Annotated in this window: 20 protein-coding genes and 1 pseudogene; 15 read left to right on the top strand and 6 right to left on the bottom strand. The window is 72.1% G+C overall.

Annotated features, from left to right (window positions below; translation table 11 throughout):
- Positions 1-97: 97 nt before the first annotated feature.
- Positions 98-943 (top strand): chitosanase, encoded by an 846-nt coding sequence (locus tag ACFPIH_RS31075; RefSeq protein WP_381175737.1) that lies wholly within the window; start codon positions 98-100, stop codon positions 941-943.
- A gap of 49 nt (positions 944-992) precedes the next feature.
- Here ACFPIH_RS31075 and ACFPIH_RS31080 read toward each other — a convergent pair whose 3' ends face one another.
- Positions 993-2,327: an alpha/beta fold hydrolase gene (locus ACFPIH_RS31080; protein WP_381175740.1), complete on the bottom strand. Its 1,335-nt coding sequence runs from the start codon at positions 2,325-2,327 to the stop codon at positions 993-995.
- A gap of 358 nt (positions 2,328-2,685) precedes the next feature.
- Between ACFPIH_RS31080 and ACFPIH_RS31085 the strand changes: the two genes are divergently transcribed.
- From ACFPIH_RS31085 to ACFPIH_RS31110, 6 genes are all read left to right on the top strand, one after another.
- Positions 2,686-3,069 carry a hypothetical protein gene (locus ACFPIH_RS31085; protein WP_381175743.1) on the top strand — a complete coding sequence of 128 codons (384 nt, stop codon included), beginning with the start codon at positions 2,686-2,688 and terminating at the stop codon, positions 3,067-3,069.
- A 44-nt stretch (positions 3,070-3,113) separates the two neighbouring features.
- Positions 3,114-3,764, top strand: coding sequence for a hypothetical protein (locus tag ACFPIH_RS31090; RefSeq protein WP_381175746.1), 651 nt, complete (start codon positions 3,114-3,116; stop codon positions 3,762-3,764).
- 473 nt (positions 3,765-4,237) lie between these two features.
- Positions 4,238-5,725 (top strand): MFS transporter, encoded by a 1,488-nt coding sequence (locus ACFPIH_RS31095; protein WP_381176129.1) that lies wholly within the window; start codon positions 4,238-4,240, stop codon positions 5,723-5,725.
- A 500-nt stretch (positions 5,726-6,225) separates the two neighbouring features.
- On the top strand, positions 6,226-7,083 hold the full coding sequence (locus tag ACFPIH_RS31100) for a DUF1932 domain-containing protein (protein ID WP_381175749.1): 858 nt from the start codon (positions 6,226-6,228) through the stop codon (positions 7,081-7,083).
- 88 nt (positions 7,084-7,171) lie between these two features.
- Positions 7,172-10,144 (top strand): glycosyl hydrolase, encoded by a 2,973-nt coding sequence (locus ACFPIH_RS31105; RefSeq protein WP_381175752.1) that lies wholly within the window; start codon positions 7,172-7,174, stop codon positions 10,142-10,144.
- 17 nt (positions 10,145-10,161) lie between these two features.
- Positions 10,162-10,329 (top strand): hypothetical protein, encoded by a 168-nt coding sequence (locus ACFPIH_RS31110; protein ID WP_381175755.1) that lies wholly within the window; start codon positions 10,162-10,164, stop codon positions 10,327-10,329.
- Positions 10,330-10,348: 19 nt separating this feature from the next.
- Here ACFPIH_RS31110 and ACFPIH_RS31115 read toward each other — a convergent pair whose 3' ends face one another.
- Positions 10,349-11,260 (bottom strand): SGNH/GDSL hydrolase family protein, encoded by a 912-nt coding sequence (locus tag ACFPIH_RS31115; RefSeq protein ID WP_381175758.1) that lies wholly within the window; start codon positions 11,258-11,260, stop codon positions 10,349-10,351.
- A 175-nt stretch (positions 11,261-11,435) separates the two neighbouring features.
- Here ACFPIH_RS31115 and ACFPIH_RS31120 point away from each other — a divergent pair, with 175 nt between their 5' ends.
- A complete protein-coding gene (locus ACFPIH_RS31120; protein WP_381175761.1) occupies positions 11,436-11,699 on the top strand; it encodes a WhiB family transcriptional regulator in 264 nt (87 codons plus the stop codon).
- A gap of 4 nt (positions 11,700-11,703) precedes the next feature.
- On the opposite strand, the gene ACFPIH_RS31125 is transcribed toward ACFPIH_RS31120, so the two are convergent.
- On the bottom strand, positions 11,704-12,372 hold the full coding sequence (locus ACFPIH_RS31125; RefSeq protein ID WP_381175764.1) for a TetR/AcrR family transcriptional regulator: 669 nt from the start codon (positions 12,370-12,372) through the stop codon (positions 11,704-11,706).
- A gap of 107 nt (positions 12,373-12,479) precedes the next feature.
- On the opposite strand from ACFPIH_RS31125, the gene ACFPIH_RS31130 reads away from it, so the two are divergent.
- The 3 genes from ACFPIH_RS31130 (at position 12,480) to ACFPIH_RS31140 (ending at position 14,587) form a co-directional block, all read left to right on the top strand.
- The gene (locus ACFPIH_RS31130) at positions 12,480-13,214 is read left to right on the top strand and encodes an SDR family oxidoreductase (RefSeq protein ID WP_381175767.1); all 735 of its coding nucleotides are present in this window, start codon (positions 12,480-12,482) and stop codon (positions 13,212-13,214) included.
- Positions 13,215-13,435: 221 nt separating this feature from the next.
- Complete coding sequence (locus ACFPIH_RS31135) at positions 13,436-13,723, top strand: hypothetical protein (protein WP_381175770.1); 288 nt, start codon at positions 13,436-13,438, stop codon at positions 13,721-13,723.
- Positions 13,724-13,834: 111 nt separating this feature from the next.
- Positions 13,835-14,587, top strand: coding sequence for a beta-glucanase (locus tag ACFPIH_RS31140; RefSeq protein WP_381175773.1), 753 nt, complete (start codon positions 13,835-13,837; stop codon positions 14,585-14,587).
- 11 nt (positions 14,588-14,598) lie between these two features.
- On the opposite strand, the gene ACFPIH_RS31145 is transcribed toward ACFPIH_RS31140, so the two are convergent.
- The 3 genes from ACFPIH_RS31145 to ACFPIH_RS31155 form a co-directional block, all read right to left on the bottom strand.
- Complete coding sequence (locus tag ACFPIH_RS31145; protein ID WP_381175776.1) at positions 14,599-14,973, bottom strand: roadblock/LC7 domain-containing protein; 375 nt, start codon at positions 14,971-14,973, stop codon at positions 14,599-14,601.
- A 113-nt stretch (positions 14,974-15,086) separates the two neighbouring features.
- A complete protein-coding gene (locus ACFPIH_RS31150) occupies positions 15,087-15,941 on the bottom strand; it encodes a hypothetical protein (protein WP_381175779.1) in 855 nt (284 codons plus the stop codon).
- Positions 15,938-16,288 carry a hypothetical protein gene (locus ACFPIH_RS31155; RefSeq protein WP_381175782.1) on the bottom strand — a complete coding sequence of 117 codons (351 nt, stop codon included), beginning with the start codon at positions 16,286-16,288 and terminating at the stop codon, positions 15,938-15,940. The genes ACFPIH_RS31150 and ACFPIH_RS31155 overlap by 4 nt, the downstream gene beginning before the upstream one ends.
- A gap of 166 nt (positions 16,289-16,454) precedes the next feature.
- Between ACFPIH_RS31155 and ACFPIH_RS31160 the strand changes: the two genes are divergently transcribed.
- The 4 genes and pseudogenes from ACFPIH_RS31160 to ACFPIH_RS31175 form a co-directional block, all read left to right on the top strand.
- Complete coding sequence (locus tag ACFPIH_RS31160) at positions 16,455-16,820, top strand: hypothetical protein (RefSeq protein ID WP_381175785.1); 366 nt, start codon at positions 16,455-16,457, stop codon at positions 16,818-16,820.
- A gap of 456 nt (positions 16,821-17,276) precedes the next feature.
- Positions 17,277-17,453 carry a hypothetical protein gene (locus ACFPIH_RS31165; protein ID WP_381175788.1) on the top strand — a complete coding sequence of 59 codons (177 nt, stop codon included), beginning with the start codon at positions 17,277-17,279 and terminating at the stop codon, positions 17,451-17,453.
- The gene (locus ACFPIH_RS31170) at positions 17,453-18,709 is read left to right on the top strand and encodes an aminotransferase class V-fold PLP-dependent enzyme (protein ID WP_381175791.1); all 1,257 of its coding nucleotides are present in this window, start codon (positions 17,453-17,455) and stop codon (positions 18,707-18,709) included. Before ACFPIH_RS31165 ends, ACFPIH_RS31170 begins: the two co-directional genes overlap by 1 nt.
- 144 nt (positions 18,710-18,853) lie before the next feature.
- Positions 18,854-19,243, top strand: a pseudogene (locus ACFPIH_RS31175) (abortive phage infection protein); the annotation flags it as partial.
- Positions 19,244-19,300: the final 57 nt, after the last annotated feature.

Genomic DNA, 19,300 nt, shown 5'->3' on the forward strand with positions numbered 1-19,300 from the left:
GACGGTTTTGAATTGGGCTTGTTCGATCGCACGAACATCCGTGCGGAGGGGTTACGGTGCCGGGCGCTCCCTGATAGGAAACTTTCCTGTCAGTTGCATGGAGACGTTCACCCCCCACTCCTCCTCTGGAGGCACTGTGCTGCACCCCTCTCGCCGTACCTTCCTCGCCCTCACCGGCGCGCTTGCGGCCACCCCACTGCTGGCCACCCGAGGAGCCACGGCGGCCCCGGCGGCTGTCGGCCTCGACGACCCGGCGAAGAAGGAGATCGCCATGAAGCTGGTGTCGAGCGCGGAGAACTCCTCGCTCGACTGGAAGGCCCAGTACAAGTACATAGAGGACATCGGCGACGGCCGCGGCTACACCGCCGGGATCATCGGCTTCTGCTCCGGCACCGGCGACATGCTCGACCTCGTGGAGCTCTACGCCGACCGCAAGCCCGGCAACGTCCTCGCCAAGTACCTCCCCGCCCTGCGCTCGGTCGACGGCAGTGACTCGCACTCCGGACTGGACCCGAACTACCCCAAGGACTGGCGCAAGGCCGCCCAGGACAGCGTCTTCCAGCAGGCGCAGAACGACGAGCGCGACCGGGTCTACTTCAACCCGGCCGTCCGCCAGGGCAAGACCGACGGCCTGCGCACCCTGGGCCAGTTCGTCTACTACGACGCCATCGTCATGCACGGCGACGGAACCGACCCCACCAGCTTCCGCAACATCCGCAAGCGCGCCCTGAACAACGCCAAGCCGCCGGCCCAGGGCGGCAACGAGACGACGTACCTCAACGCCTTCCTCGACGCGCGCGTCTGGGCCATGAAGCAGGAGGAGGCGCACAGCGACACCAGCCGGGTCGACACCGCCCAGCGCGTCTTCCTGCGCAAGGGCAACCTCGACCTCGACCCGCCGCTCGACTGGAAGGTCTACGGCGACAGCTACCACATCGGCTGACCGCGCGCCGCGGCCCCGGCCCCGCACCCGGGGCCGGGGCCGCGGCGCGTCAGGGCAGCAGCGGGAGCGCGGCGCAGTTGGAGCCGGCGGTCCGGCCGGACAGCCGGTCGGTCAGCCAGGCGATGGCGTCGCCCTGGTCGGTGAGGAGGGGCGCGAAATGGTTGAGGAGCGCCCGTCCGACAGGGAGCAGCACCACCGGCTTGTAGGTGACGTCGGCGCCCTTGGCGCACCAGGCGACGGCGAGCGCCCGCGCCTGGGCGTGCGGGACGAGGTCGTCCGCGGTGCCGGTCGCCACCCGCACCGGTGAGGCCGGCTTCAGGGCGCCGATGCGCTGGTCGGCCAGGAACGCCTTCAGCGCCGGCTCCGACTGGACGATGTCACTGAGGGAACGCCCGTCGGTGGTCCAGGAGTTGCTGCGCACGGAGTTGTAGGCGAGCAGGGCGTCGCCCACGCACATCGTCGACAGGTCCTCCAGCGCCGCGCGGCCGGCCGCGTTGAGGTGGGCCTCCGCGATCGGCTTCAGCTCGGGGTCGGACTGCATGAAGCCGCTGACCGACCAGCCCAGCGCCCCGGCCAGGTCGCTGCCGTCGATGGCCTTGGTGACGGAGACCAGATCCGCGGGCGGCGCCCCGGTGTAGGTCCCGGCGAGGGTGACGTCGGGGGCGTAGGACGGCTGGAGTTCGGCGGCCGCCGCGGTGGCCCCGCCGCCCTGGCTGTAGCCGAACAGCGCGACCCGGGACGCGGTCGTGAGCGACGTACCGTCGAGGGAGCGGGCCGCGCGGACGGCGTCCAGGACCGCGTGCGCCTCGTCGACCCGGTTGACGTACGTGTGCAGCCGGTCGGTCGCGCCGAGGCCGACGTAGTCGGTGACCACGACGGCGATGCCCCGGGCGAGCAGCCGGTAGATCGCCAGGTCCTCGTAACCGATCGACAGCGTCTCGCCGTTGACGACCAGCGGGTGTTCGAGACCGAGGGAGGCGGCGCACTGGTCGCCCTGTCCCATGGTGCCGGGCGCCACCGCGACCAGCGGGCGCGCTCCGGGGCCCGTCCAGTCGGCCGTCGGCTCGATGTAGGCGCCGGTCACCGCGACCGGCTGACCGGCCGAGTCGGTCGACTTGTACATCAGCCGGGTCGCCCGGCCAGGGAGCGGGCCGTCGATGCCCGGCAGGCTCAGGGCGAGGGGGAGCGGTTCGGAGCGGACCAGGGTGCCGTCGGCGGCCGGGAGTTCGGCGGGCGGGTTGTAGAAGGTGGGAATGGTGACGCCGCGCGAGACCACGGCGTCCGAGTCGGTGGTGGCAGGGGTGGCGGCGGCCGGAACGGCCGTGACGCCGAGGCAGGCGGCAGCGGTCACGACCGCGGCCAGCAGGCGGGTGGGGGTGGGCATGGCGGACCTCCGGAGCAGTGGGGAGGCCCGAGCCTTCGTCTGCGGCTCGGGTAGGGCCTGCGGCCCGGTGGGGGCGGACCGCGCGACACGGGCGCCGGTCGTCCCACCGGTGTCCCGTACCGCTATTGACGAACTGTCAGGACCGTACCGACCGGTAGGTTACCGTGGGTACTCCTCGGTAGGTTACGATTCGGTAATATAGCTGCGGTGGCGCTCTGGCCCTCTCGTTCGATCACAGGTGCCGACGACTCGATCGGCTGTCGGCCTCTTCACGCCAGTTCGTGACAACCGCGGATCATCGGATCCCGCGTCGCTAGCGTGCTCCTCCTGACATGCGCGAAGAGCCAGGAGGCACCCGGTGGATCCCGTCACGCTGGTCACGTCCGCACTGCTCGCCGGTGCGAGCACCGGACTCACGGACGCCGCGTCCGCCGCGGTGCGCGACGCCTGCCACACCCTGCGACAGGCCTGCACCGAACGCCTGCCCGGCCGTCGGCGCGACCTCGGGGTCGACGAAACCCACGCCATCGCACAGGAGTTGGTACACGATCTGGCCGACGCCGCCGCGCTCGACCCCCAACTGGTGCTGCTCGCCCAGCGGGTGATGGCGCTGGCCGACCCCGAAGGCACCCGCCGCGGCGTCTACCAGGTCGCCGTCCACGGCGCGGGACAGGCCGACCTGCGCGGGGCCCGGGGCGTGCAGTTGGGCGACCACAACAGCCAGCACAACACCTTCCACTAGCAGCCCACCAGCAGTCCACTTCCCTCAGCAAGGCAGCCCAGGCGATGACATTCGACCGCACGCGCGGCGCGCAAGCCGGAAACAACAACGTCCAGAACAACACCTATCTGCCGCCCCAGCCGACCGGGCGCCACCCCACCACGTCCCAGTCGGTCACGGCGGGCGACAACGCCACCGTCAACCAGAAGAACACCCAGCTGAAGTTCTCCGTCCCCGTCATCGGCCCGCTCCTCGGCCTCGCCTCCACCCACCCCGTCATCGCCGGCGTCGCTGCCGTGGCCGTCCTCGGCGGGGGAGGAGCCGCCGTCTCCGCCGGTCTGTCCGACCAGGGCGCCTCCTCCCCGTCGACCGGCGTCGTCCGTGGCTTCGTCATGAAGGCGGAGATCGGGGAGGCCCCCGTCGGCTACGACTTCGCCCACACCCCGCCCCGGGTCGCCGGCAACGGCACCGACGCCGTCTACGTCCAGCAGAGCTCCCTGGTCTCCACCGCCGGCAAGCTGGCCGTCTGGAGTTCGAGCGAAGCGCCCACGGCGGCCGGCTGCCGCGACGCCGTCGCCGAGCACCCACAGCGCCGGATCACCGTCGGCACCCAGTTCGTCGTCTGCTACGTCGACGCCAACGGCGACCCCGGCTACATCACGGTCACCGCCTGGCAGGGCGAGTCGGCGGTCGTCGACACCGCTCATCTGGGCTGACGGGCCGCGCCGCGGCGGCACGCCCCGAGCGGTGTGGACTCAGCGCCAACTGATCGTGGACCCTACGCCAACGACACATCGTGCACGTCTGCCGCATCCTGGTGATCACCGGCAACCGGAATGCAGATGTCCGGTGCCGGCGCCGGGTCAGGACCGCGGGGGAGTCCTGGCCCGGCACCGCTCTGTCGCCCGTCTGTCGCCCGGCCCAGCTGTCTTCCGGCCGAGGCGTCTCCCGGCCGCTCTGTCGCCCGGCCGTTCTGTCTTCCGGTCGCTCCGCCGCCCGGCCGATGATCGAGTGGTGACGGTCCTGCCGGGGGCGTACCGTCGAACGGTGGAAACGGCAGTGGACGCCACCGTTCCCTGCGCTCCCGAGGGCCCGCACTCCGAGCGGGCGACACGTCATGAGCAGAGCTTCCCAGGACACCTCCGCGTCGCAGACCTCCGCCCGGAAAGAGGGCGGCGGCGGGAACGCGATGGCGCTGCTGGTCATCGCCTCCTGCCAGCTCATGGTGGTTCTCGACATCACCATCGTGAACATCGCGCTCCCCGACATCCAGCGCGCACTGGACTTCTCCACGACCAGTCTGTCGTGGGTCGTCAACGCCTACACGCTCACCTTCGGCGGACTGCTGCTGCTCGGCGGCAGGGCCGGTGACATCCTCGGCAGACGGCGCGTGTTCATCTTCGGCGTGCTGCTGTTCGTGCTCGCCTCCCTGCTCGGCGGCCTGGCCCAGAACGAGGCCCAACTCCTGTCCGCACGCGCCCTGCAGGGCGTCGGCGGCGCCATCGCCTCCCCGACCTCCCTCGCCCTGATCAGCACCACCTTCCGCGAAGGCCCAGAACGCAACCGTGCCTTCGGGGTGTTCGCGGCCGTCTCGGCGGGCGGCGGCGCGATCGGCCTGCTCGCCGGCGGCATCCTCGTGGAGTATCTGAACTGGCGGTGGGTGCTCTTCGTCAACGTCCCCATCGGACTGCTCATCGCTCTCGCCACGCCCCGCTTCATCAAGGAGTCCGAGCGCCACCCGGGCCGCTTCGACCTCACCGGCGCCCTCACCTCCACCGTCGGCATGGTGCTGCTGGTCTACGGCTTCATCCGCGCCGGTCAGGACGGCTGGCGCGACCCCCTCACCCTCGCCTCGTTCGGCGCGGCCGTCGTCGTGCTCGCGATGTTCGTCCTGATCGAACGGCGCTCCAGGCAGCCCATCACCCCCCTGCACATGTTCGCCGACCGCAACCGGGCGGGCACCTACGGCATCATGCTCTGCCTCGCCGCCGCGATCTTCGGCATGTTCTTCTTCCTGACCCTCTTCGTCCAGAACGTGCTCGACTTCAGCCCGCTTGCCGCCGGCTTCGCGTTCCTCCCGGTCAGCGCGGTCATCGCGGTGGGTGCCGGGCTGGCCTCGCGGTTCCTGCCGACGTTCGGCCCCAAGCCCTTCATGGTCGTCGGCGCGATCCTCGCCGCAGCCGGCCTGGCCTGGCTGACCTTCACGGATATCGACTCCACCTACGCGGGCAGCATCCTCGGACCCATGCTCGTCTTCAGCCTCGGCATGGGCATGGAGTTCGTGTCGCTGACCCTGATGGCGCTGTCCAACGTGTCCACGCAGGAGACCGGCGCGGCCTCCGGGCTCCTCAACGCCACGCAGCAGGTGGGCGGTTCGCTCGGTCTGTCCATCCTGGTCACGATGTACGGCACGGCCAGCCGCAACGAGGCGGAGGACCAGGTCCCCGCCTTCCTCTCCCAGGCCACCCCCGCCGAACGCCTCCAGTTCCGGCGTACCGGAGAACTCCCCGCGCCCTGGGGCGACGAGGTCCTCACCTCCGGTGTGTCCGCCGCCTTCATCACGGCCGCCGTCTTCACCCTCCTGGCCGCCCTCATCGCCGTCCTGGTGATCCAGGTGCGCCCCTCGGACCTGGAACGCCTCCAGGGCGGAACGGGACCGGGCGGGCCCGCGGGGTGACCCGCCCGCCTTCCGGGGGGCGACCATCGCGAAGGGGTGCCGCTCGGCCTCCGGACACAGGCCCGAGTCGTCGGGACGGATCCCGCCCCTCCGGACACAGGCCCGTGTCGTCAGGACGGATCCCGCGATATCCGAGCCGGAGTCCGTCCACGAGTCCCGCGACGGCCGTGGCGGCACCCGCGCGGCGCAGACACGGCGCGGGGCTCGCCGTACGCCCGGCGGCCGGTTCGGCGAGGTACCGGGCACAGGCGAGATCCTCCTCGGCCCGCCCGTCGCCGCCGGTGATCACGTACGTCACCGGGTGGCGTCGACGCGCCCTCAGGTCTCCGTGAGCACGATCCGCTCCGCACCCCGGCGAACGCCCAGGCGGCCGTGGTGAACGCCCGCAGTACGTCGATCACACCCAGGGCGGACGGGACTTGGCCCAGCTCGGCGGTGCCGGCGAAACGAGACTCCACCTCGGGCACGATGCCCGTGGGGCGCCGGGTTAGGGTCCGTGCATGGTTCATGGAGACGTGGGCGTGCTGCATCCGGGCGCCATGGGAGCGGGCGTCGCCGCCCAGGCGGTGGCGGCAGGAGCCACCGTGTGGTGGCTGCCGCAGGGCCGCTCCGCGGCGACCCGGCGGCGCGCCGACGCACTCGGCCTGCGGCCCGCCGCGAGCATCGGTGAACTGGCCGAGCGGTGCGACCTCGTCCTGAGCGTGTGCCCGCCCGCCAACGCCCTCGACGTGGCCGAGGAGATCGCGGCGGCCGGGTTCCGGGGCGTCTACGTCGACGCCAACGCGGTCAGCCCCGAGCGGATGGCCGACATCACCGCCGTGTTCGAGGGCGGCGGCGCGACCGTGGTGGACGGCGGCATCACCGGCCCGCCGCCCCGCGAGGCCGGCTCGACCCGGCTGTACCTGTCGGGCGAGGACACGGCCGTCGCCCGCGTCGCCGCGCTGTTCGAGGGCACCCCGCTCGCGCCGTTCCCGCTGCCGGGCCCGATCGGCCGCGCGTCGGCCCTCAAGCTGTCCTTCGCCGCGTACAACAAGATCTCCTACGCCCTCGCCGCCCACGCCTGCGCCCTGGCCGACGGACACGGCGTGCTGGACGACCTGCTCGCCCTCGCGGCCGAGGCACTGCCCGGCACCCCGCTGGCCGGTCCGGGACGCCTTGCCTCCGCCGGGGCGCGGGCGTGGCGGTGGGAGCCCGAGATGCGGGAGATCGCCCGCGCGAGCCACGGAGTGGGTGTCCCGGCGACCTTCGCCGAGGCCGCCGCGGAGACCTTCGCCCGCTGGGAGAACCACAAGGACGACCCGACGGTGAGCACGGCACGGTTGATCGCCGGTCTCTCGGCGCTCACCGACGAGTCCTGACAGCCTCTTGACCCCGGCTCGCGGCGGGACTTAACGTTCCCGCGTTCACCACTGATTGAAACGTTTCAAACACGCTGGGAGCGCTCCCGTGTCCGACCACGCCCTGTCGCGCCGCACCGTCCTTGCCATCGGCCTCGCCACCGGAGCCGTCGCGGCCGTGGGAGCCGGGACCGCCGCCGCGGCCCCGACGCCCACCGCCGACTGGTTCGCCGCCCCCGCCGCGGACCGACGCCCCAGATTCCGCTGGTGGTGGCCCGACGGGCTGGTGGACCCCGACGAGATCGCCCGGGAGGTCGACCAGATCGCGGACGCGGGCTTCGGCGGCGCCGAGATCGCCGCCGTCCACCACAGCGTCAGGGACAAGTCGCTCCTGGACACCGCCCACCACGGCTGGGCGAGCGCACCCTGGCGCCGTGGCGTCGAGGCCGCTCTGCGACGCGCCGCCCGCCGGGGCCTCACGATCGACCTCACCCTCGGCCCGAGCTGGCCCGTCGCCGTCCCCGGCGTCACCCCGGACGACGAGGCCGCCGCCAGGGAACTCGTCCACGGCCGGGCGTCGTTGGCTGCCGGGACCACCTACCGGGGCCCGGTCCCGCCGCCAGGTCACGCCCCGGCACCGGGCGTTACGCGACAGCGCCTCGTCGCCGTCCAGGCCGCCCGGGTCGAGCCCGCGCACTCCACCCGCAAGGAGACCGGCCTCGACCCCGCCACGGTCGTCGACCTCACGGCCACCGCCACCGACGGCACCCTCACCTGGACGGCACCCCCCGAGGGCGACTGGGTGCTGATCTCCTACTGGCTGCGCGGCTCGGGCCAGCAGCCGGAGTCAGGCCCCCACTCCGCGCCCGCCGCCTACGTGGTCGACCACCTCGCCGCGGCCGGCACCGCCGCCGTCACCGGCTTCTGGGAGCGGCAGTTACTGACCCCGGCCCTGCGCGGCCTGCTGAGAGCGGCGGGCGGCGCGCTCTTCGAGGACTCCGTGGAACTGGAGACCGACGGCCTGCCCTGGACCCCCGCCCTGCCCGAGGACTTCGAACGCCACACCGGACGCCCCCTGCTGCCGTACCTGCCCGCGGTGATCCTCGACAACGGCAACCAGGTCTTCGCCTTCGAGGCCCAGCTCACCCGGCAGATCCGCCACGACTTCTGGGAAACCGTCTCCGGCCTGTTCAACCGTCACCACGTCCGTGCCCTGCGGGACTGGGCCCACTCCCTCGGCATGACCCTGCGCGCCCAGCCCTACGGCCTGCAGACCGACGCCATCGCCTCCGCCGCGATCCTGGACGCCCCGGAGGGCGAGTCCCTCGGCTTCAAGAACCTCGACGACTACCGCTGCCTCGCCGGCGGCCGGGACATGGCGGGGCACCGGGTGCTGTCCTGCGAGGCGGGCGCCTACAACGGGTCCGCCTACAGCACCACTTGGGACCGGTTCCTGCGCACCATGGGCGGCGCCTACGCGGCGGGCGTCAACCAGACCGTCGTCCACGGCTTCTCCTACGCCGCCGCCCCCGGCGCCGAGTGGCCCGGCTTCGCCGCCTTCAGCCCCTACAACGGCGCCCCCGGCTACGGAGAGTCATGGGGGCCCCGCCAGCCGACCTGGCGCCACGTCAACGACATCGCCGACTACCTGGGGCGCGTCCACACGGTCCTGCAGTCCGGCACGGCCCGCGCGGACGTCGCCGTGTTCCGGCAGACCGGCTACACAGCCACCGGCATCGGGGCCTCCTGGTTCACCGCGACCGGCGTCCCGCTCGGCTGGACCCACCAGTTCCTCAGCGGCCCGCTCCTCGACCTGCCGAACGCCACCGTGCGGAACGGCCGCCTCGCCCCGCACGGACCGGCCTACAAGGCCCTCTTCGTCGAGGGCGACTTCTTCTACGGCTCCACCCCCACCCTCGCCCTGCGCGACGCCCGCCGGCTGCTGCGCCTCGCCGAGGCGGGACTGCCCGTCGTCCTGCTCGGCGCCTTCGACCAGGCACTCACCCCGGGCGTGCCCGGCGAGGACGAGACCGACCGGCTGCGCGACGTCCTCGACCGGCTCCTCGCCCTGCCCACCGTCCGGCGCGTCACAGACAAGGCATACGTCGGCGACGCCCTCGCGAGCCTGGGCGTCACCGCCGACGTACGGCACGCCACCGCCTCCACGCTCCTCAACGCCCACCGTGTCACCCGGGACGCCGACTTCTACTACCTGTGCAACGGCAAGCACGCGGAGACGGTCAAGCCGCCCGTGGCCGCGATCGACCACGACATCACCCTGCGCCGCACGGGAGGCGGCGCGAGCGTCCCGTACCGGCTCGACGCCTGGACCGGTGAGGCCGTGCGGATCGCCCGCTACACCGAGGACGGCGACTCCGTGACCCTGCGCGTCGCCCTCCAGCCCGGACAGACGACGATCGTGGCCCTCGGCCGCCCCGGACTCTTCGGCGACCGCCACGCGAGGCGCCCGCACATCGTCGCCACGGACGCCCCCGAGGCCCTGTTCACCCCACGGGGACCGACGATCCGCACGTCCGTACCCGGCACATACACGACCCGCCTCTCCACCGGACGTACCGTCACCACCACCGTCGACACGGTGCCCGAGCCGGTCGTCCCGGACGAGTGGCGGCTGGACGTGGAGGACCGGTACCCGGGATCCGCGCCGACCCGGACCGAGACCGTGCGCCGCACACTGACGCTCGACGCCCTGCTGCCCTGGTCGCGGATCCCGGAACTGGCCGACTCCGCGGGCGTCGGCCGCTACCGCACGACGGCCGTCCTGCCGAGGGAGTGGACGGCGTCGTACGACACCCGCCTCGAGCTGGGACAGCTGAGCGACACCGCACGGGTGACCGTGAACGGCGTACGCGCGCCTGCCGTCGACCGCCTCCACCCCGTCGTCGAGATCGGCGCGCTGCTGCGCCCGGGCCTCAATGTGATCGAGGTGGAGGTCGCGACCCCGCTGGTCAACCGTCTGCGCGTGGCCCGGCCCGACGTCTTCGGCGGTGTGGCCCGGCAGGACCACGGGCTGCTGGGCCCGGTGCGCCTGGTGCCGTACGCCCGGGCTGTCGTCGGCTGACCGTCACCCACGCACGGGTGAAACGATCTCTGCTCAACGGCGCGCCCGCCGACCGGACCGAGATCGACGGCCGACTGGCCGCGGTGAGCCTCGTCCTGCTGAACGGGCGCGTCACCCGTATCCACGCCGTGGCGAACCCCCGGAAACCGACGCGCCTGGACGAACCGGCCGACCTCACCCGGTGAGCCCGCCGCCCCTCGGTCCTCAGCGGCCGTGGCGCGTCAGGCGCTTCAGTACCGCGTCGGCCATGGCCGCCTCGCCCTTGGCGTTGGGGTGGGCGGGGGCCGCGGGGGAGGCGGGGCGCAGGGGTTCGATCCAGCGGTCCGCCGGCGGCTTGCACATGTCGTGGCCGACGGTCGGGCCGTAGGTGTCGACGTACTCGGCGTGGTTCCAGCGGGCCACCAGGCGCAGCATCAGGTTGAGACGCTTCTCGGTGTCCCGGAGGTAGGGGAAGTCCCCCGACGCGAAGGGCACCGAGGGAGCGCAGCCGCTGCCGTCGTCGGGCAACAGGTCGGGATAGCCGACGACGACCACGCGCGCGTGCGGCGCCCGGTGGCGCACGGCCCGCAGCACCTCGGCGACCTTGGGCGCCGTCCTGGCGATCGCGACGGACAACTCGTCGATGCCGGACGCCCCGTAGTGCTGTCGGCACGGACTGCCGGTCGGGTCCTGCGAGGCGACCTGCACACAGGTGGCGATGATGGTGCCGAAGCCGATGTCGTTGCCGCCGATCTGGACGGTCACGAGGTCGGTGTCGCGGTCCACCGCGTCGAGCTGGGGGCCGTTCGTCCCCTGCGGCTTCCACATGTGCTCGGTCGTCGCCCCGCCGCAACTGACGTCCTTGAACGGGCTGCTCCCCAGCCGCGCGGCCACGAGCGACGGGTAGTTGTGGTCGGACCGGGCGCAATTGACGTCCACCTGGGTGGGGATGAGCGGCCCGGAGGTGTACGAGTCTCCGAGCGCCGCGTACTCCTTCGCCCTCCCGCCGCCCGCCCCGTGCGCCGCGGCGGGCGTCGAGGAAGCGGCGACCAGGGCACAACCGCCCAGGGCGGCCAGTAAGGTGACCCCCCTCCGGCGTCGTCCTGCCGGTGTTCCCCCGCGTATGTCGCGCTGCATCGCACTCCTCCCCCTGGGCCCGTCCGGGCCGCCGTACGGTTCGCCGAAGTTTGTATACCGCCGGTAAGGCCCCAGGGCCATAGCCGTGCGGGAGCGCGTGGGATCCGGTGGCCGATGCCATGGCCGAACCGGTCGAAAGTGCCTATATTCCTAGCTGCGATCGCCGGAGGTGCCGATGATGTCCTTGTGTTCGACGAACTGGCGTGAGTGGGCCGCCTGTCGCTTCGAGGACCCCGAACTCTTCTTCCCGGTGGGGGAGGGCGGGCTGTCGCGACGGCAGACCGAGCAGGCGCGGGCCGTCTGTCTCCGGTGCCCGGTGATGCGGGTCTGCGGAGCCTGGGCCGTGCGGCACGGCGAGAACGACGGCGTCTGGGGCGCGATGACGGCCGGCGAGCGGCGGAGCCTGCGGCAGGGCCGCTCGCCCGGGCGCGGTGCCTGACCGGTCAGGCCCGCACCCCCCGCATCAGGTTGGCGACCAGGCTCAGTGCGAACTCCTCCGTGACGGGCAGGTTGGGCAGCAGCAGCCGGTGGTAGCAGGCCCCCCAGAGCTGGTCCACCAGGACCTCGGGGTCGACGTCGGCGCGCAGCTCCCCGAGCTCCCGCGCCCGCCGCAACCGCTCGACCGCCAGCTCCCGGCGCGGGCCCGAGTAGCGCTCCAGCAGGGCGGCGGCCAGCTCGGGGTCGGTCTGTGCCTGGCCGACCAGCTCGGCGATCACCCGGCCGGCCGGGGTCCCGGTGAGCACCCGCACGAACGCGCGCAGCTGCGCCGTCAGATCGGCTTCGAGGTCACCGGTGTCCGGGAAGGCCAGCCGGGACTCCACGGCGTGGAAGTAGCCGTCGAGCGCGAGCGCCCCCTTCGACGGCCACCACTTGTAGATCGTCGTCTTGCTGACCCCGGCCCGGTCGGCCACCGCCTCGATGGTGAACGCGGCCATGCCCCGGTCGAGCAGCAGGCCGCCCGCCGCGTCGAGGACGTCCGCGCGCACCTCGCCCGCGGGGCGCCGTCCACGGCCGCGCCTGACCCGCTCCGGTGGCTCGGGCGATGTCTCCCGCAACGCGTCCTGCACAGTGCCGCCCTCCCGGGAGTCGTCCGACCGGCTCCACCCTGTCATATGGACGCCGCGTTCACTACATGATTATATGGACGTAGCGTTCATAAAAATGCTCACTGTCTGAGTGAACTGTCTGAGTGATGTGTGTCAGAAGCGGAGGCAACACCATGTCCGAGAACACCCGGGTCGCACTCGTCACCGGCGCTTCCGGAGGCATCGGCCGGGCCGTGGCCCGGCGGCTCGCCGCCGACGGCATGGCCGTCGGGGTGCACTACGCGGGCAACAAGACGGCGGCGGACGAGACCGTCGCCGGGATCGAGGCGACCGGCGGCAGGGCGATCGCGGTCACCGGCGACGTCGCCGACGCCGCCGCCATGACCGAGGCGTTCGACGCGGTGGAGCGGGCCTTCGGCGGGATCGACGTCGTCGTCCACACGGCGGGGGTGATGGTCCTCGGGCCGCTCGCCGACTTCGACCTGGACGACTTCGACCGGCTGACCCGCACCAATGTGCGCGGCACCTTCGTCGTGGCCCAGCAGGCGGCCCGCCGGGTCCGTGCGGGCGGAGCGATCATCGGCTTCTCCACCTCGGTGACGCGGCTGTCCTTCCCCGGCTACGCGGCCTACGCGGCGAGCAAGGGCGCCGTGGAGGCCCTGATCCCGGTACTGGCCCGCGAGCTGCGGGGCCGCGACATCACCGTGAACGCGGTGGCGCCCGGGCCCACGGCGACCTCGCTCTTCCTGGACGGCAAGGACGAGGAGACGATCGCCCGGCTCGCCGCACAGCCCCCGCTGGAGCGACTGGGCACACCGGAGGACATCGCCGAGTCCGTCGCGTTCCTCGCCGGCCCGGGCCGCTGGGTCAACGGCCAGGTGCTGTTCTCCAACGGGGGGATCGCCTGACGCCGGAAACCTGAGGAAACCTGCGGGCACCCCGGGAACCCGTACGCGCCATGGCGCGTTGGCGGACCATGGACGCTTCGGGACAGCACGCGCAACGGCTTGTCGTGACCCTCTGGGAGGCCGCCGGCCTGCTGCGGCGGATGGCCTACGCGCAGAGCCTGGAACTGCCGGGAGTTCTCGGCAGACGGGCCCACGCCCACTGGTAGGGGAGCGAGCCGGGCATGCACGTACTGGGCGAGACGGTCCTGCTGCGCGACGGCCGAGAGGTCTGCTTCGCCCTGGAGTTCGGCCCGACCGCGGACGGGTTCTCGGTCGAGAGCGAGGTCACGGTCGACGACGAGCGCGAGGAGTCGGGCGCGCGCCCGGTGCTCGAACTCCCGGAGACCCGTGGTGAAACGCTTCAGGAGGGCCTTGCCGCACTGACCGACCACGCGCGCCGGCTCGCCGGGGCGGGACCCGGGATCCTCCGTCAACTGGTGCGGGAGGAAGCCGGGACCGACGCCCGGTGAAACCGGGTGAACACACCTTTCGATGACGGCCATTCACTCGGACGGGTTGTCTTCGCGGCGAATTCGAAGGACACCCGCATGCCTTGGTCATATGCGGAGCAGCCTCCGGCCATGGAAAACGCAGAAAACCTGGAGAATTCCGCATTCGACGAACTGCCCCCGACCGCCGGGGCCCGGGCCGGACCGCCGGTCGTCTTCACCGCGGACTTCACGTCCACCCGCCAGTGGGTGGCGGGACGTTCGTGGGCGTATCCCGACGGCGGACCGATCAACCCCGGCGACAACAAACTCGACCACCTGGTGTCCGACCCGGCCTACAGCCGTTCCGGCACCTTCCGGGCCACCCGCCGCGGTGACGGGCGGTGGAACGCGGGCCTGCTCACCACGGAGGGGAGCGAGGAGGCCTTCATGGTCCGCGCCGGTGACGTGCTGGAGGCGCGGGTCCGGCTGCCGTACGAGATCGGGGCCTGGCCGGCCATCTGGACCTGGCGGGACGGCGATCAGGAGATCGACGTCTTCGAGTACCACCCCGACAACCCGGACCTCCTGGAGCTGACCAACCACGTTCGCGGAGGCAACCTCTACTACCGCGACGCCGCGATCGCCCCGGGCGCCTGGGTCGAACTGCGCGTCGAGTTCGGCCCGCGGTCCGTGGTGTGGTGGGTGAACGGCAGCCGGGTGTTCGCCGACCGGCAGGGAGTGGGGCGCGGCTGGCACGCCTACCTCATCGTCAACCTCTCGGTGTCCGCGGGCCGTTATCACCCGTCGCCGGACGCCGGGACCACCGAGATGTCGTACGAGGTGAGCCGGTTGCTCGTGTCACGACCGCCCAAGATCCTGGAAGCGCCCGACGACGAGGAGTGAGTGGGCGTGGTTCAGGCCGAGGTGTCCGTTTCGAGAATGGTTCCGAGTTCGGTCACCACGGCGGGTATCTCCCGCTGGAACGCGGCCAGATCGAGACCTTCGTCCGTCACGACCGCCAACAGGGCGCGGGCGCCGACCGCCGTGACGATCACATGGCCCGCACTGCACTGGGCGCTCATCGTCCGCAGGGTCCCGGTCGCGCCCTGGTCGGCGAGGCGGTTTCCGAGGGAGAGGGTGGCCGCCGCGACGGCGGCCATCGACTCCGGGTGTGTCTTGCTGACGTCACTGGCGACCACCAGCCCGTCGACGGTCGCGAGTGTGCTTTCTGTGACACCCATCACCTTGTCCCGCAAGGAGACGAGGATGTCGTTCACAGGGTCACTCATGATGGCTTCTTCCTGGTGTGAGCGGCGCGGGAGCGGTGAAGCGGAGGCGGGGAGAGGGGGGAGGAGAGGAAGGGAAAGAGGGAGGGAGGAAAGGGGAGAGGGGACCGGTGGGGTCAGGGACGGCGCTCGGCGGCGTCCGGGGCGGTCGGCTGTCGGCCGGTGCGGCCGGGCAGACGGCGGGGGAGTTCGGTCGCCGGGGGGACGGGCGCGGTCGGGGTGGCGGTGGGGGCGCCGGGCACCCGCGGTGCCGTGCTCGGCCGCGCCGGTGCCTCGAAGTGGACCAGTTGCAGATCGAGCAGGAGCCGGAGGTCGAGCAGGACGGCGAACAGGCCGCGGCCCAGCGTGAAGGCCAGGTCCCGGGGTGTCCGGCGGCCGTCGGCCGCTGCCAGGAGGTCCCGGTGCCGCGGGGGCAGCACGGCCACGGATTCCGGCAGTCCGGCGGCGGGTGTCGGCTGGATGCGGGCCCGGGTGTACGCCGCGAGGGAGCCGGGCTCGTCGGTCAGCATGGCGAAGCGGCGCGTGGTCTCGGCGACCAGCCGCTCCGGCTGCACCCCGACGCCGGCGTACAGCACCGGGACGGGGTCGCCGACCTCCCAGCTGGTCTGCCGGTTGAGGGAGAGCGCGAAGGCGGCGTCGAAGAGGGCGCCGAGGCTGACCATCTCCAACTCACCGGCACCGACCAGCCCTTGGCCGACGAGTTCCTTCGCCAGGTGCTCGTGTGTGGTGTCGGTGGCGCGCACGGAGGCCCACGACTTCTCCGTGAGACGGCCGGACTTGAGCAGGATCGCTTCGGTCCCCGGAGCGCCGGGAGTCTCCATGGCGACCACGAGTCCGTCGCGCACATGGATGGTCCCGCCCGGAGTTCCGGACACGGAGACGGTGCACGACCTGCGCCCTGCGTGCAGGCCGGACAGGAGCGAGGGCAGGTTGCGGGCGGCGGGCGGTTGGCCGCTGTCGTTCTCGATCATGCCAGCAGCGTGCCCGCGTGCCGGGTCAGATCCTGCATGACCCAGGCGAGATTGGTCCGGTCGCGGTCCACGGTCGCGCAGAGCAGGGCGGGATCGGTGCCGTTGCCGAGGCGAAGGGTGACATGGTGCGTGCTGGGTGTCGTGACGACGATGCTCTCCACCTCGTCGGTGCAACCCGCCTGGCGGAGGCGGGTGTCGGCGATGCCGAGCACGTCGTGGGCGTCCCGGCTCGCGCCCACTTCTCCCAGCGACGCGTAGGAGAGACCCGTCACGGCGTCCACCAGTGCGGCACCGGCGATGCCGGGCGTCTGGAGAACGTCGGTGAGGGCGGCGTCGAGTAAAGCCATCGGAAGCCCCTTCGGTTGCTCTGCCGAGCACAGTACTTTATTTGCCAACTATCGCAAGAGTGGCCAAAGATGAACTCGTTCGAAGCCAAGGGACTCAAAAACGAGCCCGTTTGGCAAAAGCGGACGATCAGTGCCGGCCGGTCTGTAAGGGAAAGAGGGCACCAGCGTGAATATTGAGAGCACGCTCAAGGAAGCGATGGCCATCGACGGTGCCTTGGGGGTGGCGGTCGTGGACTACGAGAGCGGCATGTCGCTCGGGGTGCTGGGCGGAGGTCCCCAGCTGGACCTGGAGCTGGCCGCCGCGGGCAACACGGAGGTCGTACGGGCGAAGCAGCGCACCCTGAAGTCGCTGGGCCTGCAGGAGGAGATCGAGGACATCCTGATCACCCTGGGTCAGCAGTATCACCTGATCAGGCCGCTGGCCAGCGTGCGGGGATCGCTCTTCCTGTACATGGCCCTGGACCGCAGCCGCAGCAACCTCGCCCTGGCCCGTCACCGGCTCAAGGCGCTCGAAGGCACGCTGGAGGTCTGAGTACCCCGAGGCCGGCCCCGGCGGGGGCCGGCCAACGAACGGACCCCGCACCACCGAAGTGGTGCGGGGTCCGTGTGCGAGCGCCGGGCAGGCCTTGCACCTGCATTTCCCCACAGGAAGCGGGGCGTCTTTCCTTGGACCACCAACGCAGTGCCGAGTGATGGAAGTTTCAAGCTCAGCTCTGGGTAAAGCATAGCTCATGGTGAGGGCGGCTCGGAGCGGGGGTGGGCCTCGCTCGGCCGATGGCGCGGGCATGACACCGGTGGCCTGTGAATACACTTGCGCCGACCCGTACCGGAATCCGAGGATCCGAATTGCCTCAAGTGGTCATCGGCACCGGGCAAAGGGCGGACAATGCGATGATGTCGCCGGAACCGGTTTCGGGCCGGTGTCCGACCCGAAGCCGTTCCACCGCGTCGGCCCGCCCGGCCGCTCCACGAAAGCAGAGCCCGTTCCGTGTTCTCCGTCTTCGACGACACGCCGATCTACCACCGCCTCGTCACCGAACGCGGTGACGTGCCCGCTCTGGTGCGTGGTGAGGCCGAACGCATCAAGCGTGACCTGGAGCGGGTCATGGGCGGCGGCCCCGCGCACAACCCCGGCCTGCCGGTCCAGCGCGGGTTCTTCTCCTGATGAGCGTCTCCCTCCGCAAGCCGGTCGCGACGAGCGACGCCGAACTCGGCATGGAGCCGGGGCCGTTGCGGCTGCCCGACGGGCGGCCCGCCATGGCGGCCTGGACCCTCGATCCCGGTCTGCGCCACCTGAACCACGGCTCCTTCGGCGCGGTTCCCAGGGTGGCGCAGGAGCGGCAGAACGCGCTGCGGGCGGAGATGGAGCGCGCCCCGGTCGTCTGGTTCGCGTCGCTGCCCGAACGGGTCGCCGCCGCCCGGTCGGAGATCGCCGACATCCTGCGGGCCGACGCCAAGGACCTGGCCCTCGTGCCCAACGCGAGCGCCGGTGTCAGCGCGGTGTTCGCCGCCCTGGCGGCACGGCCCGGCGGCGACATCGTGGTCACCGACCACGGCTACGGCGCCGTCACGATGGGCGCCGAACGCCTCGCCCGGCGCTGGGGCAGCCGCGTCCGCACGGCTCGCGTCCCCCTGGCCGCCGGCCCCGAGGAGGCCTACGAGGCGGTGCTCGCGGAGGTCGACCAGGACGTCGTACTGATCGTCCTGGACCAGATCACCTCGGCCACCGCCCGGTTGCTGCCGGTGGAGCGTGTCGGCGCCGAGGCGGCCCGGCGCGGAATCACCCTGCTCGTCGACGGCGCGCACGCGCCCGGCCTGCTCGCCGCGCCCGTGGACGGGCTGGAGTGCGACGCCTGGGTCGGCAACCTGCACAAGTGGGGGTGCGCGCCCCGGGGCGCGGCGGCACTCGTCGCCCGCGGCCCCCTGCGGGACGACCTCCACCCGCTGATCGACTCCTGGGGCGCGGCGGAGCCCTTCCCGGACCGCTTCGACCACCAGGGCACGCTGGACGCCACCGGCAGCCTGGCCGCGCCCGCCGCGTACCGGTTCGTCGAGGACACCTGGGGCTGGGACACGGCCCGTCGGTACATGGACGAACTCGCGGAGTACGGCGCCCAGGTCGTCGCGAACGCCTTCGCCCGCGGCGGTACCCCGCCGGAGCCCGTCGACGTCGGTATGCCCGTCCCCGGTATGCGCCTGGTCCGGCTGCCCGACGGCCTGGGCGTCAACCGCCTCGACGCCGACGCCCTGCGTGACCGCGCGCCCGCCGAACTGGGCGTGGAGGCGGCGTTCACCAGCTTCGGCGGAATCGGCTATCTGCGCCTGTCCGCGCATGTCTACAACACCCCTGAGGACTACGAGTACTTCGCCGAGACCTGCGTCCCCGTCGTCGAACGCTGGGCCCGCGAAGCGCGCGGCTGAGTTCGCGGGATGCCGGTACCGACTTAGGTCACCGGGCGCACCGCCCTTCGGCTATCCCGCCGGACCGGGCTGTACACCTCCGTCGCGGTGCTCCCGACCGGTGGCCGACTGTGCGGCGCGCACCGCCCCGACACGCTGGGAGGCATGGACAAGACCCAGGGAATCAGCCGGGCCCGCTTCCTCGGCGGAGCGGCGGCGGCCGGCACGGCGGCGGGCGCCGACGCCATGGACCGGCACGCCACGCGGGGCCAGGACGGGCACCGCGGACTGCGGCACCGGGGCGTCGTCTACACGATCGGGGACGGCGAGACCCCGACGACGGCCTGGAACCCCGCCCGGATGCGCTCCGACCTGCGCGCCGACACGGTCGACGTCACCGGGGACGGCGTGGAACGCCTCGCCGCGACCGCGCACGAGGCGGCCGAAAACGGCCTCCACGTCTGGCTGCAGCCCACCCCCGCCGACATCCCGCAGCGCCACATCCTCGACCACCTCGCCGAGACCGGCCGCGTCGCCCAGCGGCTGCGCCGACAACCCCCGCTACGACCTCGACATGGCGGGCTACTCCATCACCAGGACCGTCCAGGACCG

Origin of the sequence: Streptomyces vulcanius (genome assembly GCF_042653945.1) — a bacterium.
In the GTDB taxonomy this organism is placed as follows: domain Bacteria; phylum Actinomycetota; class Actinomycetes; order Streptomycetales; family Streptomycetaceae; genus Streptomyces; species Streptomyces mangrovi.

Excerpts from the sequence above, each read along its gene's own strand:
- ACFPIH_RS31075 (WP_381175737.1), top strand. The coding sequence starts at position 98 with ATGGAGACGTTCACCCCCCACTCCTCCTCTGGAGGCACTGTGCTGCAC.
- ACFPIH_RS31080 (WP_381175740.1), bottom strand. The coding sequence starts at position 2,327 with ATGCCCACCCCCACCCGCCTGCTGGCCGCGGTCGTGACCGCTGCCGCC.
- ACFPIH_RS31090 (WP_381175746.1), top strand. The coding sequence starts at position 3,114 with ATGACATTCGACCGCACGCGCGGCGCGCAAGCCGGAAACAACAACGTC.
- ACFPIH_RS31095 (WP_381176129.1), top strand. The coding sequence starts at position 4,238 with ATGGCGCTGCTGGTCATCGCCTCCTGCCAGCTCATGGTGGTTCTCGAC.
- ACFPIH_RS31100 (WP_381175749.1), top strand. The coding sequence starts at position 6,226 with ATGGTTCATGGAGACGTGGGCGTGCTGCATCCGGGCGCCATGGGAGCG.
- ACFPIH_RS31115 (WP_381175758.1), bottom strand. The coding sequence starts at position 11,260 with ATGCAGCGCGACATACGCGGGGGAACACCGGCAGGACGACGCCGGAGG.
- ACFPIH_RS31120 (WP_381175761.1), top strand. The coding sequence starts at position 11,436 with ATGATGTCCTTGTGTTCGACGAACTGGCGTGAGTGGGCCGCCTGTCGC.
- ACFPIH_RS31125 (WP_381175764.1), bottom strand. The coding sequence starts at position 12,372 with ATGACAGGGTGGAGCCGGTCGGACGACTCCCGGGAGGGCGGCACTGTG.
- ACFPIH_RS31130 (WP_381175767.1), top strand. The coding sequence starts at position 12,480 with ATGTCCGAGAACACCCGGGTCGCACTCGTCACCGGCGCTTCCGGAGGC.
- ACFPIH_RS31135 (WP_381175770.1), top strand. The coding sequence starts at position 13,436 with ATGCACGTACTGGGCGAGACGGTCCTGCTGCGCGACGGCCGAGAGGTC.
- ACFPIH_RS31140 (WP_381175773.1), top strand. The coding sequence starts at position 13,835 with ATGGAAAACGCAGAAAACCTGGAGAATTCCGCATTCGACGAACTGCCC.
- ACFPIH_RS31145 (WP_381175776.1), bottom strand. The coding sequence starts at position 14,973 with ATGAGTGACCCTGTGAACGACATCCTCGTCTCCTTGCGGGACAAGGTG.
- ACFPIH_RS31150 (WP_381175779.1), bottom strand. The coding sequence starts at position 15,941 with ATGATCGAGAACGACAGCGGCCAACCGCCCGCCGCCCGCAACCTGCCC.
- ACFPIH_RS31155 (WP_381175782.1), bottom strand. The coding sequence starts at position 16,288 with ATGGCTTTACTCGACGCCGCCCTCACCGACGTTCTCCAGACGCCCGGC.
- ACFPIH_RS31170 (WP_381175791.1), top strand. The coding sequence starts at position 17,453 with ATGAGCGTCTCCCTCCGCAAGCCGGTCGCGACGAGCGACGCCGAACTC.